Below are 14,280 nucleotides of genomic sequence, written 5' to 3'. Positions count from 1 at the left end.
TTAGTCCGCCATCGCAGGCAAGCCAGCTCCCACAGGAAATGGATTCCACTTCAAGTGGTGTATCACCTTGAATTTTGTCGAGGCTATTTATGTTTGATTACTCTGCACCGCCAGAACTGCTCAAAGGCCGGACCATCCTGGTAACCGGCGCCGGTCGCGGGATTGGCGCGGCAGCGGCGAAGACCTATGCCGCCCATGGCGCCACCGTGTTGTTGCTGGGCAAGACCGAAGCCAACCTGGCTCAGGTTTATGACGAGATCGAAGCCGCCGGCCACCCGCAGCCGGTGGTAATCCCGTTCAACCTGGAGACCGCCCTGCCCCATCAATACGATGAGCTGGCAGCGATGATCGAAAAGGCATTCGGCCACCTAGACGGCCTGTTGCACAACGCCTCGATCATCGGCCCGCGCACACCCATCGAGCAGTTGTCCGGCGAGAACTTCATGCGGGTGATGCACGTCAACGTCAACGCGATGTTCATGCTGACCAGCACTTTGCTGCCGCTGCTCAAGCTGTCCCAGGACGCGTCGGTGGTGTTCACCTCCAGCAGTGTCGGGCGCAAGGGCCGTGCTTATTGGGGTGCCTATGGCGTGTCCAAGTTCGCCACCGAGGGGCTGATGCAAACCCTGGCCGATGAGCTGGAAGATGTGGCCGCAGTGCGCACCAACAGCATCAACCCGGGCGGCACCCGCACCAGCATGCGCGCCCAGGCGTACCCAGGGGAAAACCCGATGGAAAGGCCGGCGCCGGAAGAGATCATGCCGGTGTACCTGTACCTGATGGGGCCCGACAGTGCCGGCATCAATGGCCAGGCCTTCGATGCGCAATAAGCCCTGACACACCGCAAAACAAAGGTGGGAGCTGGNCGCAGGCAAGCCAGCTCCCACATTGCGTTGTGGTGTAGTTAAAAACTCAGTTTTTGACCACTTCCTCAAGGGTGAAGCGCCCCAACGGGTTCTGCAGGAAGTTACTTACGTTCTTGCGTGAGATGTTGATGTACGGGCTGTAGTACAGGTCAATCCAGTTCACATCCTGTTTGGCCAGTTTCTGCAACTCCACATACATTTGCTCACGCTTGGCCGGGTCTGCCTCGATCCGCGCGGCCGCCACCAACGCCTTGACCTGGTCGTTCTTGTAGCGGGTCATGTAGTTCTGGTTGGTGTCGTGGCCCAGTACGAAGGTGGTTTTCTGGTCGGGGTCGAGGATGTCGTTGGTCCAGTACATCACCGAAATATCGTATTCACCGTCCACCAGCATCTGCCAGCTTTGGGTGGGGTCGACTTTCTGCAGGTTGGCGGTCACGCCGACCTTGGCTAGCTGGTCCTTGATGATCACCGCGATCTGCTCGTCGGCCTCGTTGCCGGCGTTGACTACGTAGTTGAGCTTCAAGTCCTGGGCACCCGCAGCGGCCAGCAGCTTCTTGGCTTCGGCCGGGTCGTACGGGCGTTGCAGGTTGTTGGCGTAGTGGTACAGCGAGCCCTTTGGAATGTAGGAATAAGCCACGGTGCCTTGACCGTAAGTGACGGCTTTGACCAGCGATTGCTTGTCGATGGCCATGTCCAGGGCCTGGCGCACTTGCGGCTTGGCCAACAAGCCGTGCTCGTGGTTGAGCAACAGGTGATCTTCCCGGGTGGACGGGTCGGCGTGGATCACCACGTTCTGGTCTTTTTTCAGCTCTTCCACGCGAGAGAACGGTACAAAGATCGCCGTGTCCAGTTCGTTGTTCTGCACCATGCGCATGCGCGTGTTGTCATCGGTCACCGACACCCATTCCACGCCGTCCAGACTCACGCTGCCGGCCTGCCAGAAATTCGGGTTTTTCTTCAGGATCACGCGGTCGCCCTTGCGCCACTCGTCCACGGTAAACGCGCCGGACGTCACCGGGCTTTCCGAGTAGGCGTCTTCGCCCATCTTGGTCATGGCTTTTTCCGACAGGATCGACACCGTTGGTGACGCCAGTTGCGAGAGGAAGGCCACCGCCGGGGTTTTCAGGGTGACCACCAGGGTCTTGGCATCGCTGGCCGTGGCGGTGTTGATCAGGCTGAACGGGTCGCTCCACAACGAGGCCTTGTTGTCGCGGATGCGCAGCAGGCTGAACGCGGCGTCGGCGGCAGTGATTGGCGAGCCGTCAGAGAACTTCGCCTCGCGCAGCTTGAAGGTGTAGGTCAGGCCATCCTTGGAAATGTCCCAGCTTTCGGCCAGGCCCGGTTCCATCTTGGTGCCCAGGTTATCCACGCGCACCAGGGTGTCGTAGACGTTGGCAAATACCCAGGTGTCGCGGTTTTGCGCGCTTTTGATCGGGTCGAAAGTGGTGCTGTCTTCACGGCAGCCGATGGTGAGCACACCGGCGGCCTGGGCCAGGCCGGCGGTCAGCGACCAGGCCGTGAGGGTAGCGGCGGCGAGCAATTTCAAGTGGCGCGAGTGCATATCACAACTCCTTGTTAATGAATGGCAGAGGGTCAAAGCAAAGGGTCTTCAAGCACGCAACTGTACCGATGCTCGTGCACGAAATGGGTGGGAGGCAATACCGAGGAACACTTGGCTTGCGCATACCGGCAACGCGGGTGAAAGGCACAACCAGTCGGCAGATTCAGCGGGCTCGGCGGTTCGCCGGGCAATGGCTGCGCAGGCAATGGCCGGTGCGGATCGATCTCCGGGATGGCCTGGATCAGCGCCGCCGTATACGGGTGACGCGGCGCGGTGAACACCGCTTCCACCGGGCCTTCCTCGACGATCTTGCCCAGGTACATTACCGCCACGCGGTCGCACAGGCGTCGCACGATGGCCAGGTCATGGGCGATAAACAGGATCGCCAGGTTCATACGCTGTTGCAGTTCCAGCAGCAGGTTGATGATCTGGCCCTGGATAGACACATCCAGCGCGGCCACACATTCATCGGCAATGATCAGGCGCGGCTCCACTGCCAGCGCCCGGGCGATACCCACGCGCTGGCACTGGCCGCCACTGAGAGAACCGGGCTTGCGTAAAGCCAGCTCAGGACGCAAGCCGACCAGTTCGAGCAACTCATTCACACGATCAGGAATCTGCTGCGCCGCCACCTTACGCTGCACACGCAGTACCTCGGCGATGGTTTCGCCAATGCTGTGCCGTGGATTGAGCGCGGCGTAGGGGTCCTGGAAAATCATCGCGGTCTCATGCCGCAGCCGAGCGATGTCGATGGCACTGCCATGGGCCATGTCGATACCGTCGAACAACACCTGCCCGGCGCTGATCGGGTTGAGGTGCAGAATTGCCCGGCCCAGGGTGCTCTTGCCACTGCCGGACTCGCCCACCAAACCCAGGGTTTCACCGGCGGCGAGGTTCAGCGACACCCCGTTCACCGCCCTTACCCACTGGCGGTTGAGGCCAAACAGGCCGCTGCCGGACGCGGCAAAGCGTACTTCCAGATCCTTGACCTGTAACAAGCTCATGGGCGCGCTCCCAACGGGTAGTGACAGGCCACGCGTGCGCCTTGGGGCAGCAACTCGGCGCACAAGGCGCCGGCCTGTGGGCAGCGCGGGTGGAAGCGGCAGCCGTCGGGCAATGCATCGAGCAACGGCGGCTGGCCAGCAATGGTGCGCAACAACGCATGCCCGCTGCTGTGGGCTGGCTGGCAGTCGATCAGGCCTGCGGTATACGGATGTTGCGGTTGGGCCAGCAGTTCGTATTTGCTGCCGTGCTCGCACAGGCGCCCGGCATACATCACGGCGATGGCATCGCAGGTTTGCGCCACCACGCCCAGGTCATGGGTGATCATGATGATCGACAGGCCACGCTGGTCGCGCAGGTCGAGCAACAGCCGCAGGATTTGCGCCTGCACCGTCACATCCAGGGCCGTGGTCGGTTCGTCGGCGATCAACACCTTCGGGTTGCAGCCCAGGGCCACGGCGATCATGGCGCGCTGGCGCATGCCTCCGGAAAACTCATGGGGGTAATTGTCGACTCGCGCCTGGGGGTCGGGAATCCCGACCTGACGCAATACCTCGATCGCCTGCAAGCGCGCGTCTTTTTTCGACGCGCCTTGGTGCAGGCGGATGCCCTCGGCGATCTGCTCACCGATGCGCATCAACGGGTCCAGGTGGCTGCTGGGGTTCTGGAAGACCATGCCCAACTGCCCGCCGCGCACGGCACGCATGCCGGCATCATCCAGTGCCAACAGGTCCTGGCCGGCCAACTGCACAGCGCCGCCCTGCACGCGCAGATTGGGCGATGGCAACAGACGCATCAGGCCGCGACAGGCCATGGTCTTGCCGGAACCGCTCTCGCCCACCAGGCCAAGGATTTCACCTTCGGCCAGGTCGAAGGACACCCGATCCACCAAGGTGACCTCACGCCCGGCGTTGTTGGCGATCACACTGAGGTCGCGCACCTGCAACAGGCTCATGAGCGCTCTCCCAATACCTGCGCAACACCATCGGCCAACAGGCTGAAGCCCATGGCCAAGGTCACGATGGCCAGGCCCGGAAAGGTGCAGATCCACCAGGCGGTGGTGATAAAGGCTTGCCCCTCGGCCACCATCGTCCCCCATTCGGCGGTCGGTGGTTGCACCCCCAGGCCCAGGTAACTGACGGCGGCGCCGTTGAGCAGCACCAGCACCGCGTCGGACATGGAAAACACAATGGAGCCAAACAGCGCATTAGGCAGCAAATGCCGGAACAGAATGCGCCCATGGCCAAAGCCCAGGCTCTTGGCGGCCAGGGCGAACTCGCTTTCCTTGAGCACCAGGATCTGCGAGCGAATCAGGCGCGCGTACGACACCCAGCCCACCAGCGCCATGGCGATGTAAAAACTCTGCAAGCCCGGCCCGAGGATGGCCATGATCGCCAGCATCAGCACCAGGAACGGGAACGCCAGCACCACATCGATCACACGCATGCAGACACTGTCGAAACGCCCGCCGATATAACCCGAGACCGCACCGATAAAGGTGCCAATGATGAACGGGAAGATCACCCCGATAACCGCCAACTGCAGGTCGATGCGCGCCCCCCAGATCACCCTCGACAGGATGTCCCTGCCGTAATTGTCCGTACCCAACGGATGGGCAAGGCTGGGGGCCAGCAAACTCATGCTGGTGTCCTGCGCGATAGGGTCATAGGGCGCGACCCACGGCGCAAACAGCGCCAGGGCCAACCACGCGAACAGGATCAACAAACCCCACGCGGCGGTCAGTCGACCATTGCGAAAACCAAAGCGCAGGCGCAAGCGCCACGGGGCAATCAATGGGCGACTGCTCATTGCATCTTCACCCGTGGGTCGAGGGCCACGGTTACCAGGTCGGCCAGGAAGTTGACCACCACCGTGGCACAGGCCAGCACCATCGCCACACCCTGCACCACCATGTAGTCACGGGTGAAAATGCCGCGCACCAGCAACTGGCCGATGCCTGGAATCGCGAACAGGCTTTCGATGACCACCGTGCCGCTGATCAGCCAACCGATGTTGACCGCCAGCAGGTTGACCGCCGGCACCAGAGCGTTGGGCAGTACATGCCGGCGAAACACCGCGCCTTCCGCCAGCCCGCGTGCACGTGCGGCGGTGACGTGATCCGCCTGCAACTCCATCAACATGCTCGCCCGCAGGTTGCGCACCAGCACCGCCGACAGCGCCAGGGCGATAGTCAGGCATGGCAAAAGCATGTGGTGCGCCTTATCCAGCCAGGTGCGCCCGTAACCGGACACCGGGAACAAGCCCCATTTCACGCTGAGCAGCAGGATCAGCATCAACCCCAGCCAGAACGCCGGCATGCCCAGGCCGACCGTGGTGAACACGCGGATCAGCTTGTCCGCCCAACGGCCTTGCTGGCGCGCCGCAATCGTTGCCAGTGGCACCGCTATCAACAAAGCGAGCACCACGCTGCCCAGCACCAGCACCAGCGTCGGCTCGATGCGGGTGACGATCAGTTTGAGGGCGTCGACCTTGTACAGCAGCGATTGGCCGAGGTCGCCCTTGAGCAGGTTTTTCAGGAAGTAAAAGTATTGCAGCCACAAGGGCTGGTCGAGGCCGAACTGGGCGCGGATCTTCAGCAGCGCATCCGGCGTGCTGCGCGAACCCAGCAAGGCACGCGCCGGGTCGCCAGGAATCGAGCGCACCAACACGAAGGTGATCAGGCTGATGCCCAGCAGCACCGGCAGCAATTGCAGGGGCCGGGACAACACAAAACGGTAGCGCGCCAGGTTCATGCGTCAGCCTCGGTGGCGAGCGAGAAAGTCCAGCAGCACCGGGAAGTACGCCTGTGGCTCCTCGTAAAAAGGCATATGACTGCTGTTGGGGAACACATGCAACTCGGCGTGGGGGGCTGCAAGTTTCATGCGCATCGCACAGGCGGGGGTGAGTTCATCATGCTGGCCGGTGGTGATCAGGATCGGCATCGTGAACTCGGCCATTTCCTTGAGGCGGTTCCAGTCCTTGAGGTTACCGATATAGAGGAACTCGTTGGGACCTTGCATGGTTTCGTACGGCCCCATGTTCCAGTCGCCCAGGGACCGCTTGACCGGCTCTGGCCATTCGTCGAGCCGGCACACGTGGCGGTAGTTGAGCAAGGTGATGGCGGCCTGGTACTGCGGGTGGTCCAGGGTGCCCATGGCTTCGTGGCGTTGCATCATGGCCACGGTTTCGCTGCCCAGGGCGCCGCGCAGACGCTCCAGTTCCTGGGACAGGTGGGGAATGTCGCCGACGGTGTTTTCCAGGATCAGGCTTTTGAGCGCACCGGGATAATGCACGGCATATTCGATCCCCAGCCAACCGCCCCAGGAATGCCCGAGCAGATGCACGCGGCCCAGGCCCAGCGCCTGGCGCACGGTCTCGACTTCTTCGACATAACGGCGGATTTCCCACAGTGAGGCATCGGTCGGTCTGGCTGATGCGCCCGTGCCAAGCTGGTCGAATGCAACAACTCGCAGGTTATGTGCTTTGAGCCAGCCATGGGCGTCGCGCAGATAGTCACACGGCAGGCCCGGCCCGCCGTTGAGACACAGCAGCACCTCATCGCCTTCGCCAAAGCTGTAGACCACGAGGTTATGGCCGTCGACTTGCACGTTGTACTGCTGGTCGGGGGCAATTTCACGCCACATGCATACATTCCTTGTGTTGTATCGGCCTGGCGGGTAGCGGCCGTTTATCAGGTCAACACTACCGAGGATGCCGTGCGTCCATAACCTAGTATTTCTTATAGGTTTGGCCTGGCAGTCCTTCGCCGGGGCGTGGCATTCTACTTGCAGCAAGTCGAGATTCAAATGAATTCGGGAGCAGAACGGATGCTGGCCAAGCTGACCGCCTTCAATAATCGCCTCATACCGGGCAGGAGCCTGGATGAACAGATGGACAATACGTTTATCCTTGCCCAACAACTGGGCTTCGATGCCCTGGTGTATGACTACACCCCGGTGCCCATCGACCTCAACGGCGCACTGATCACGCCCTCGCTGTTGCAACTGCGCAACACACCGAGCGATTGGCACGCCTTATGGTGCAGCGAAGGGTTTTACCAGATCGACCCGGTGCAACACCTGGCGCTGAGCACAGTGTCGCCGTTTGTCTGGTCCTATGAGGCCAAGACTGAGACAGCCCTGCAAAAGATCATCGACCCCTGCCACGCCCCCGTTTCTTCTTATCTGCATGAGCGTCAGCTGACCTGCGGCGTCAGCGTGCCGATTCATCTGCCCCGGGGCGGCTTCGCCTCGCTGACGGGGTTGCGCACCGGCAAGGCGCGCACGGTATTGAAGGACGCCCAACATACGCTGGCCGATTTCAGCCTGATTACCCATGCCCTCCAAGAAGCGGCGTACCCGCTGTTCAGCAAGGAGGTGCGGGCTTATCCGCACATACGCCTGACCAAGCGCGAGCGCGAATGCCTGAAATGGGCGGCTGAAGGCCTGACCGCCGCCGAAATCGCCTCGCAATTGAGCCGCTCCCTGGCGGTGGTCACTCTGCACCTGGCCTCGGCCATGCACAAACTGGGCGCCAAGAACCGTGTTCAGGCCGTGGTTCGCGCCACCCACTACCGCTTGCTGGAAGGTTGAGCTTTCGGCAAAAACCTATCTGTTTTGCTAGTTACCTAAACTTTTTGTTCAGACTATCGTAACCCTGATCCTTTTTTTCAGAGCAGGGTACGAAATGGAATTCATCGAAAAAGTTCGCGAAGGCTACGCGCCCTTTGGCGCCTATCAGACCTGGTATCGCGTCACCGGCGACCTGACCACAGGCCGCACGCCCTTGGTGATCATCCATGGCGGCCCGGGCTGCACCCACGATTACGTCGACGCGTTCAAGGACGTCGCCGCCAGCGGCCACGCGGTCATCCACTACGACCAGTTGGGCAACGGCCGCTCCACGCACTTACCGGAAAAAGACCCGTCGTTCTGGACCATCGGCCTGTTCCTCGACGAGTTGAACAACCTGCTGGACCACCTGCAAATCAGTGAGAACTACGCGATCCTCGGTCAATCCTGGGGCGGCATGCTGGGCAGCGAACACGCAATCTTGCAACCCAAGGGCCTGCGCGCGTTTATCCCTGCCAACTCCCCCACCTGCATGCGCACCTGGGTCAGCGAAGCCAACCGCCTGCGCAAGCTGTTGCCTGAAGGCGTGCATGAAACCCTGCTAAAGCACGAGCAGGCCGGCACCTACCAAGACCCACAATATCTGGCGGCCTCACGGATTTTCTATGACCAGCATGTGTGCCGGGTCAACCCGTGGCCCGAAGAAGTGGCACGCACCTTCGCCCAGGTGGATGCCGACCCGACGGTGTACCACGCCATGAGCGGCCCGACCGAATTCCACGTGATTGGCAGCTTGAAGGACTGGAATGTGATCGGCCGCCTGTCAGCCATCAAGGTGCCAACCCTGGTGATTTCCGGTCGACATGACGAAGCCACACCGTTGGTGGTCAAGCCATTCCTGGATGAGATAGCGGACGTGCGCTGGGCACTGTTTGAAGACTCCAGTCACATGCCCCATGTGGAAGAGCGCCAGGCGTGCATGGGGACGGTGGTGAAGTTTCTGGATGAGGCGTGTTCGTTGCCGCACAAAGCCCTCAAGGCCGGCTGAAATCCGCCCTCTGTAGGAGCGAGCTTGCTCGCGAAAAACTATCAGACGCCGNCGTGTTTATTCAGGAAGCACGCGTCATCGTTGACGTTTTTCGCGAGCAAGCTCGCTCCTACCTGTTTAAACCTCAGTGGTTTCGGGTTTTGCGGCTTTCTTTGAGGTATCTGCTACCAGGGGAATTTCCTTGCCCTCGGCATCAAACAACTTCCCACCCCGGTAGTAATCCCCATCGCGCAACGCAGCCACGTCGCGAAAGCACAAGCTGCGCTCAGTCCCCGCCACAAACACTGACTGCTGGTCCGAGTTGCCGGCGGTGAAGTGGTTGAACGCCAGATTCAGCAATATCGCCATGATTGCCGACGAGCTGATGCCCGAGTGGAAGATGGTCGCGAACCAGCTTGGAAACTGATCGTAGAAGCTCGGCGCGGCGATAGGGATCATGCCGAAGCCGATAGACGTGGCAACGATGATCAGGTTCATGTTGTTGCGGTAATCCACCTTGGACAGCGTGCGAATCCCACTGGCCGCCACTGTGCCGAACAACACAATCCCGGCGCCGCCCAACACGGAGGTGGGCACGGCCGCGATCACCCGCCCCATGAACGGCAACAGGCCGAGCACCACCAGGAACACCCCGCCAGTGGCCACCACAAACCGACTCTTGACCCCTGTCACCGCCACCAGGCCGACGTTCTGGGCGAATGCGCTCTGGGTAAACGAACCGAAGATCGGCGCAAACATGCTCGACAACATGTCGGCACGCAAGCCGTTGCCCAGGCGCTTGGAGTCCACCTTGGTGTCGATGATCTCACCCACCGCCAGGATGTCCGCCGACGTTTCCACCAGCGTCACCATCACCACGATGCACATGGAAATGATCGCCGCCACATGGAAGGTGGGCATGCCGAAGTGAAAGGGTGTGGGGAAACCGAACATCGGCCCCTGCATGACGCCAGAGAAGTCCGCCATGCCGAGCAGCACCGCGATGACCGTGCCGATCACCATGGCCAGCAGGATCGACAAGCGAGAGATGGTTGCGCTGCCGATTTTGCTCAGCAGCAGCACCAGCACCAGGGTCAGCGCGGCCAGGCCGATGTTGGACATGCTGCCAAAATCTGCCGCCCGGCTGTTGCCACCCATGGCCCAGCGCGCCGCTACAGGCATCAGGGTCAGGCCGATGGTGGTAATCACAATGCCCGTCACCAGCGGCGGAAAAAACTTGGTGATCCTTGAGAACACCGGGGTAATCAACAAACCGATAAAGGACGCGGCCATCACCGCCCCGAGAATCGCTGGCACACCACCGGCACCGTCGCTGCCGACAATCGCCACCATGGTCGCCACACCCGCGAACGACACGCCCTGCACCAGCGGCAACTGACAGCCGAAGAACGGCAGGCCCAGGGTTTGCAAAAGCGTGGCCAGGCCACCGGCAAACAGCGATGCAGCGATCAGCAGACCGATATCCGCCGGCGACAACCCGGCTGCCTGGCCGACGATCAACGGCACGGCGACGATGCCGCCATACATGGTGAGCACATGCTGCAGGCCGTAAGCCATGTTGGCGGCGACGCCCAGATTTTCATCTTCGGGCCGCTGCGGTGACGCCTTCGGGATAGTCATGGTGAGGGGTTCTCTGTTTTTGTTGTGCGCTCACTGTATGCAATGTTCAGACTGTATGTCCATAGAGTTGTATACAATCAATCGAACAAGATACCCTCCAACGGCGTTACAAAAACAATCCGGCCGTCACGAGCCAGAACGCCAAAGGACAAAAATAATGAAAAAGGCACTACAGGGCGCCACCGTCGCATTGACCCTTCTCGGCGGCGGGGAGGCTGTTGCGGTGGAATGGATGAACAACAGCGTCGGGTTCCGCTACGGGCAGCACTTCACCAACCCGAACAACCCCGACGACTTCAGCAAGCGCATCTACAGTTTTACCCACGCCAGCGGCTACCGTTACGGCAGCAATTTCCTCAACCTCGACGTATTCCTGTCCGACAGCAGCGACCCGCGCAAAGGCACCGACCACGGTGGCAGCGAGGTGTACGCCGTGTACCGGCATCAGCTGTATGCCTCACGCGTGTTCGACTTGCCGCCGGGCACGGCGCTGATCAAGGATTACGCGCTGACCCTGGGCTTCGACGCCAACCGCAACAACAACTTCGCTTCCGCCAAGAAGCGCGCCCTGGTGATTGGCCCTACGTTGAAGTTCAACACTGTCGGCGTGCTGGACCTGAGCCTGATGTACTACAAGGAAAAGAACCACACCGGCATTCCCGGCGCGCAAGAGTCGAACCACACCTTCGACGCTACCTACATGCTCAACCTGACCTGGATGCGACCGTTCGAGGTGGGCAACCATGCGGCGAAATTCCAGGGGTTTATCAATTACGTCGGGGAGAAAGGTGAGGATTACCATGGCCGCGATACGGCAGCGGAGGCCTTGATGCGTACAGCGCTGATGGTGGCGGTGCGACCGGGTAAAAGCGTCAAGCCTAACCTGTACCTGGGGGTGGGGTATGAGTACTGGCATAACAAGTTTGGGGTGGACGCCGGCCGTGGCAGCCGCACCTCAACACCGACGCTGAACATGGAAGTGACGTTCTAACTGAAGAAGCAGGCTTTTTGTAGGAGCGAGCTTGCTCGCGAAAAANCACCGACGCCGCGTTCATTCAGAAAGCCCGCGTTATCGTTGACGTTTTTCGCGAGCAAGCTCGCTCCTACCAGTTTGATCGTATTGTCAGCTCAGGCGTTGGCCAGTTCGGAAGAGTTGCCCTTCGGCCGTGCCAGCCAATAGCCCAACACCGCCAGTGGCGCCGTCGCCAGCATCACAATCACCGTGATCAACAGCGGTTGCTCGATCATCGACGACACCAACAGGCTGGCCACGAAGCACAAGCCCAATTGCAGGGTATTTTGCAGGGCCGCCGCCTTGCCGGAATTTTCCGCAAAGGGCATCAGCGCATTCGCCACCACAATCGGGTAGCTGGCGCCGTTGCACAGCGCCATCAGACAGAACGGGATCAACAAGGTGGTCAGGGTCGGCACACTCAAGGTGGCCACCAGGTACAACGCCACCATGCTCAAGCAATAGGCGACCAGCAACCATGGCAGCAGGGTTTTACCCGGCAGGCGCTGCAAGGCGCTGCGGCAACTGTAGCCGCCAACGAGAAACGCCAGGGTCGGCAGCACGTAGCTGAGGCCAATGTCATTCGGGCTGTAACCCATGCCACCGAGGATGAACGGCGAGGCGGTCAGCCAAGCGAAGAAGCTGGCCGAACAGGCGGCGAAGATCATCACATTGCCGGTAAACACCCGAGAAGTGAGCAATTGCCCATACCCCAGGCGCACCGGGCTGCCCTTGTGCTCCGAACGCTTGGGCACATTGCGCAGGAACAAGGTCGGCAACAACAGCAACAACGACACCACCAGCAACACGCCGAAGATCGCCTGCCAGCCAAAGTGATTCAGCACCATGGCGCCCAACAGCGGTGCCAGGGCCGGCGATAGCGACATCAACGGCATGATGCTGGCGAAGACGCGGTGAGCCTTGTCGGCCGGGTAGCGATCAATCACCAAGGCCTGCCAACTGACGGCGGCGGCACACACGCCAATCGCCTGCATAAAGCGCAGGGCCAGCAGTTGCGGCGCGCTCTGAACCCAGAACATGCCCAGGCAACCGAGCACAAACAGGCTCAGGCCCGCGATCAGAATCGGCTTGCGCCCCAGGCGGTCCGAGAGCGGCCCCCACAGCAACTGCCCCAGCGCAAAGCCGGCAAGAAAAATGCTCAAGCTGGCGCCCACCGCGCCAGCACCAATGTTCAACTGCTCGCCCATGGCGCCAAATGCCGGCAAGTACATGTCCATGGCGAGATAACCGAGCATGCTCAGCCCCGCCAGATACCAGGTAAAACCAAAAGAATTTTTCATCGAAGCCTTGTAGATACTGCCATCAAACTATTTGCTGACTGGCGCCCATTATGAAGCTGACAATATCTGTGTGAAGCGATAATAATTGGACACTCTCATCAATAATTTTGAAGGCAGCACCTATGTGGTCGGAATATTCCCTGGATGTAGTCGACGCCGTCGCCCGTCACGGCAGCTTCAGCGCCGCCGCCCAGGAACTGCACCGCGTACCGTCGGCCATCAGCTACACCGTGCGTCAGCTCGAAGAATGGTTGGCCGTGCCGCTGTTTGTGCGCCGGCATCGCGACGTGGAACTGACCCCTGCCGGCCGCCTGTTTATCGACGAAGCCCGCGGCGTGATGAAAAAAATGCTCGGCACCCGGCGCCTTTGCCAACAGGTGGCCAATGGTTGGAGCGGCCAATTGAAGGTGGCCGTGGACTCCATCGTCAAACCCCAGCGCTGCCGGCAATTGGTGCTCGACTTCTATCGGCAGTTTCCCGAAGTGGAATTGCTGCTCGAATACGAGGTGTACAACGGCGTGTGGGATGCGTTGGCCGATGAACGCACCGACATCGTGATCGGCGCCACCAGCGCGGTGCCGGTGGCCAGCCACTTCAGCTTCCGCGACATGGGCCTGTTGAACTGGCTGTGCGTGGTCAGCGCCCGGCACCCGCTGGCTGCGGTGGAAGGTTTGCTCAGTGATGACCAACTGCGCCCCTTTGCCTCGCTGTGCATGACCGACACCTCCCGCAACCTGCCCAAGCGCGACACCTGGACCCTGGATAACCAGCGCCGCCTGGTGGTGCCCAACTGGGCGTCGGCCCTGGATTGCCTGCGCGATGGCCTGTGTGTAGGGATGGCGCCGGCCCATCAGGTGTTGCCATGGATCGAGCGCGGGGAGTTGGTGGCGCTGCAATTGAGCCGGCCATTTCCGGCCAGCCCTTCGTGTGTGGCGTGGGCGCAGAACAAACTGTCGCCGGCCATGGCGTGGTTGTTGGAGTACTTGGGGGACACCGAAACGATGAACCAGGAATGGCTGAATGGCCCCTCTTTCTGATCACTCCCACGCTGCTGATCGTTCCCACGCTCTGCGTGGGAATGCTGCCCTGGACGCTCCGCGTCCGCTCTTAACGCGTGACGCAGAGCGTCACAGGAGGCGTTCCCACGCAGAGCGTGGGAACGAGCATCGTCTTTCAGTCCAGTAGGCGGGTGATGGCTCGCACGATCATCTCCACTTCCTTGCGCTCCAGCGTCAGTGGCGGCAACAGGCGAATGACCTTGCCCCGCGTGACGTTGATCAACAGCCCATGCTCCTGCGC

Annotated in this window: 13 protein-coding genes and 1 pseudogene; 5 read left to right on the top strand and 9 right to left on the bottom strand. The window is 60.9% G+C overall.

Features of this window, described 5'->3' with window-relative positions; genetic code table 11:
• Positions 1 to 89: 89 nt before the first annotated feature.
• Positions 90 to 830 carry a YciK family oxidoreductase gene (locus ACTJLA_RS26560; RefSeq protein ID WP_314548335.1) on the top strand — a complete coding sequence of 247 codons (741 nt, stop codon included), beginning with the start codon at positions 90 to 92 and terminating at the stop codon, positions 828 to 830.
• A gap of 82 nt (positions 831 to 912) precedes the next feature.
• Here ACTJLA_RS26560 and ACTJLA_RS26555 read toward each other — a convergent pair whose 3' ends face one another.
• Genes ACTJLA_RS26555 through ACTJLA_RS26530 form a run of 6 tightly spaced genes read right to left on the bottom strand, consistent with a single transcriptional unit; the run spans position 913 to position 7,073 of the window.
• Entirely contained in the window at positions 913 to 2,427 is a 1,515-nt protein-coding gene (locus ACTJLA_RS26555; RefSeq protein WP_314548333.1) for an ABC transporter substrate-binding protein, read from the bottom strand.
• Between the two features lie 32 nt (positions 2,428 to 2,459).
• A complete protein-coding gene (locus tag ACTJLA_RS26550) occupies positions 2,460 to 3,431 on the bottom strand; it encodes an ABC transporter ATP-binding protein (RefSeq protein ID WP_314548332.1) in 972 nt (323 codons plus the stop codon).
• On the bottom strand, positions 3,428 to 4,384 hold the full coding sequence (locus tag ACTJLA_RS26545) for an ABC transporter ATP-binding protein (protein ID WP_054919784.1): 957 nt from the start codon (positions 4,382 to 4,384) through the stop codon (positions 3,428 to 3,430). Before ACTJLA_RS26545 ends, ACTJLA_RS26550 begins: the two co-directional genes overlap by 4 nt.
• Positions 4,381 to 5,238 carry an ABC transporter permease gene (locus ACTJLA_RS26540; protein ID WP_054898622.1) on the bottom strand — a complete coding sequence of 286 codons (858 nt, stop codon included), beginning with the start codon at positions 5,236 to 5,238 and terminating at the stop codon, positions 4,381 to 4,383. Before ACTJLA_RS26540 ends, ACTJLA_RS26545 begins: the two co-directional genes overlap by 4 nt.
• Positions 5,235 to 6,182, bottom strand: a complete 948-nt coding sequence (locus ACTJLA_RS26535; protein ID WP_034126679.1) for an ABC transporter permease — start codon at positions 6,180 to 6,182, stop codon at positions 5,235 to 5,237. Before ACTJLA_RS26535 ends, ACTJLA_RS26540 begins: the two co-directional genes overlap by 4 nt.
• Before the next feature lie 3 nt (positions 6,183 to 6,185).
• Positions 6,186 to 7,073 carry a proline iminopeptidase-family hydrolase gene (locus tag ACTJLA_RS26530; protein ID WP_034126678.1) on the bottom strand — a complete coding sequence of 296 codons (888 nt, stop codon included), beginning with the start codon at positions 7,071 to 7,073 and terminating at the stop codon, positions 6,186 to 6,188.
• A 183-nt stretch (positions 7,074 to 7,256) separates the two neighbouring features.
• Here ACTJLA_RS26530 and ACTJLA_RS26525 point away from each other — a divergent pair, with 183 nt between their 5' ends.
• The gene (locus tag ACTJLA_RS26525) at positions 7,257 to 8,021 is read left to right on the top strand and encodes a LuxR family transcriptional regulator (RefSeq protein ID WP_034126677.1); all 765 of its coding nucleotides are present in this window, start codon (positions 7,257 to 7,259) and stop codon (positions 8,019 to 8,021) included.
• 94 nt (positions 8,022 to 8,115) lie between these two features.
• Positions 8,116 to 9,048, top strand: a complete 933-nt coding sequence (locus tag ACTJLA_RS26520; RefSeq protein ID WP_096144383.1) for a proline iminopeptidase-family hydrolase — start codon at positions 8,116 to 8,118, stop codon at positions 9,046 to 9,048.
• A gap of 117 nt (positions 9,049 to 9,165) precedes the next feature.
• Here the strand turns inward: ACTJLA_RS26520 and ACTJLA_RS26515 are convergent, their stop codons facing one another.
• Positions 9,166 to 10,668, bottom strand: a complete 1,503-nt coding sequence (locus tag ACTJLA_RS26515; RefSeq protein ID WP_032892803.1) for a nucleobase:cation symporter-2 family protein — start codon at positions 10,666 to 10,668, stop codon at positions 9,166 to 9,168.
• A 157-nt stretch (positions 10,669 to 10,825) separates the two neighbouring features.
• Between ACTJLA_RS26515 and ACTJLA_RS26510 the strand changes: the two genes are divergently transcribed.
• Entirely contained in the window at positions 10,826 to 11,659 is an 834-nt protein-coding gene (locus ACTJLA_RS26510; RefSeq protein ID WP_314548321.1) for a nucleoside-binding protein, read from the top strand.
• Between the two features lie 137 nt (positions 11,660 to 11,796).
• Here the strand turns inward: ACTJLA_RS26510 and punC are convergent, their stop codons facing one another.
• Positions 11,797 to 12,981, bottom strand: a complete 1,185-nt coding sequence (gene punC / locus ACTJLA_RS26505; RefSeq protein WP_127882142.1) for a purine nucleoside transporter PunC — start codon at positions 12,979 to 12,981, stop codon at positions 11,797 to 11,799.
• Positions 12,982 to 13,103: 122 nt separating this feature from the next.
• Between punC and punR the strand changes: the two genes are divergently transcribed.
• A complete protein-coding gene (gene punR / locus ACTJLA_RS26500; RefSeq protein ID WP_034126673.1) occupies positions 13,104 to 14,018 on the top strand; it encodes a DNA-binding transcriptional activator PunR in 915 nt (304 codons plus the stop codon).
• Positions 14,019 to 14,154: 136 nt separating this feature from the next.
• Here the strand turns inward: punR and ACTJLA_RS26495 are convergent.
• A pseudogene (locus tag ACTJLA_RS26495) lies at positions 14,155 to 14,280 on the bottom strand (aspartate aminotransferase family protein); the annotation flags it as partial.

This window comes from Pseudomonas sp. 22072 (genome assembly GCF_052046095.1).
Classification (GTDB): domain Bacteria; phylum Pseudomonadota; class Gammaproteobacteria; order Pseudomonadales; family Pseudomonadaceae; genus Aquipseudomonas; species Aquipseudomonas paracarnis.
This window is presented reverse-complemented; position numbering and strand designations above follow the sequence as displayed.

Excerpts from the sequence above, each read along its gene's own strand:
- ACTJLA_RS26560 (WP_314548335.1), top strand. The coding sequence starts at position 90 with ATGTTTGATTACTCTGCACCGCCAGAACTGCTCAAAGGCCGGACCATC.
- ACTJLA_RS26555 (WP_314548333.1), bottom strand. The coding sequence starts at position 2,427 with ATGCACTCGCGCCACTTGAAATTGCTCGCCGCCGCTACCCTCACGGCC.
- ACTJLA_RS26550 (WP_314548332.1), bottom strand. The coding sequence starts at position 3,431 with ATGAGCTTGTTACAGGTCAAGGATCTGGAAGTACGCTTTGCCGCGTCC.
- ACTJLA_RS26545 (WP_054919784.1), bottom strand. The coding sequence starts at position 4,384 with ATGAGCCTGTTGCAGGTGCGCGACCTCAGTGTGATCGCCAACAACGCC.
- ACTJLA_RS26540 (WP_054898622.1), bottom strand. The coding sequence starts at position 5,238 with ATGAGCAGTCGCCCATTGATTGCCCCGTGGCGCTTGCGCCTGCGCTTT.
- ACTJLA_RS26535 (WP_034126679.1), bottom strand. The coding sequence starts at position 6,182 with ATGAACCTGGCGCGCTACCGTTTTGTGTTGTCCCGGCCCCTGCAATTG.
- ACTJLA_RS26530 (WP_034126678.1), bottom strand. The coding sequence starts at position 7,073 with ATGTGGCGTGAAATTGCCCCCGACCAGCAGTACAACGTGCAAGTCGAC.
- ACTJLA_RS26525 (WP_034126677.1), top strand. The coding sequence starts at position 7,257 with ATGCTGGCCAAGCTGACCGCCTTCAATAATCGCCTCATACCGGGCAGG.
- ACTJLA_RS26520 (WP_096144383.1), top strand. The coding sequence starts at position 8,116 with ATGGAATTCATCGAAAAAGTTCGCGAAGGCTACGCGCCCTTTGGCGCC.
- ACTJLA_RS26515 (WP_032892803.1), bottom strand. The coding sequence starts at position 10,668 with ATGACTATCCCGAAGGCGTCACCGCAGCGGCCCGAAGATGAAAATCTG.
- ACTJLA_RS26510 (WP_314548321.1), top strand. The coding sequence starts at position 10,826 with ATGAAAAAGGCACTACAGGGCGCCACCGTCGCATTGACCCTTCTCGGC.
- punC (WP_127882142.1), bottom strand. The coding sequence starts at position 12,981 with ATGAAAAATTCTTTTGGTTTTACCTGGTATCTGGCGGGGCTGAGCATG.
- punR (WP_034126673.1), top strand. The coding sequence starts at position 13,104 with ATGTGGTCGGAATATTCCCTGGATGTAGTCGACGCCGTCGCCCGTCAC.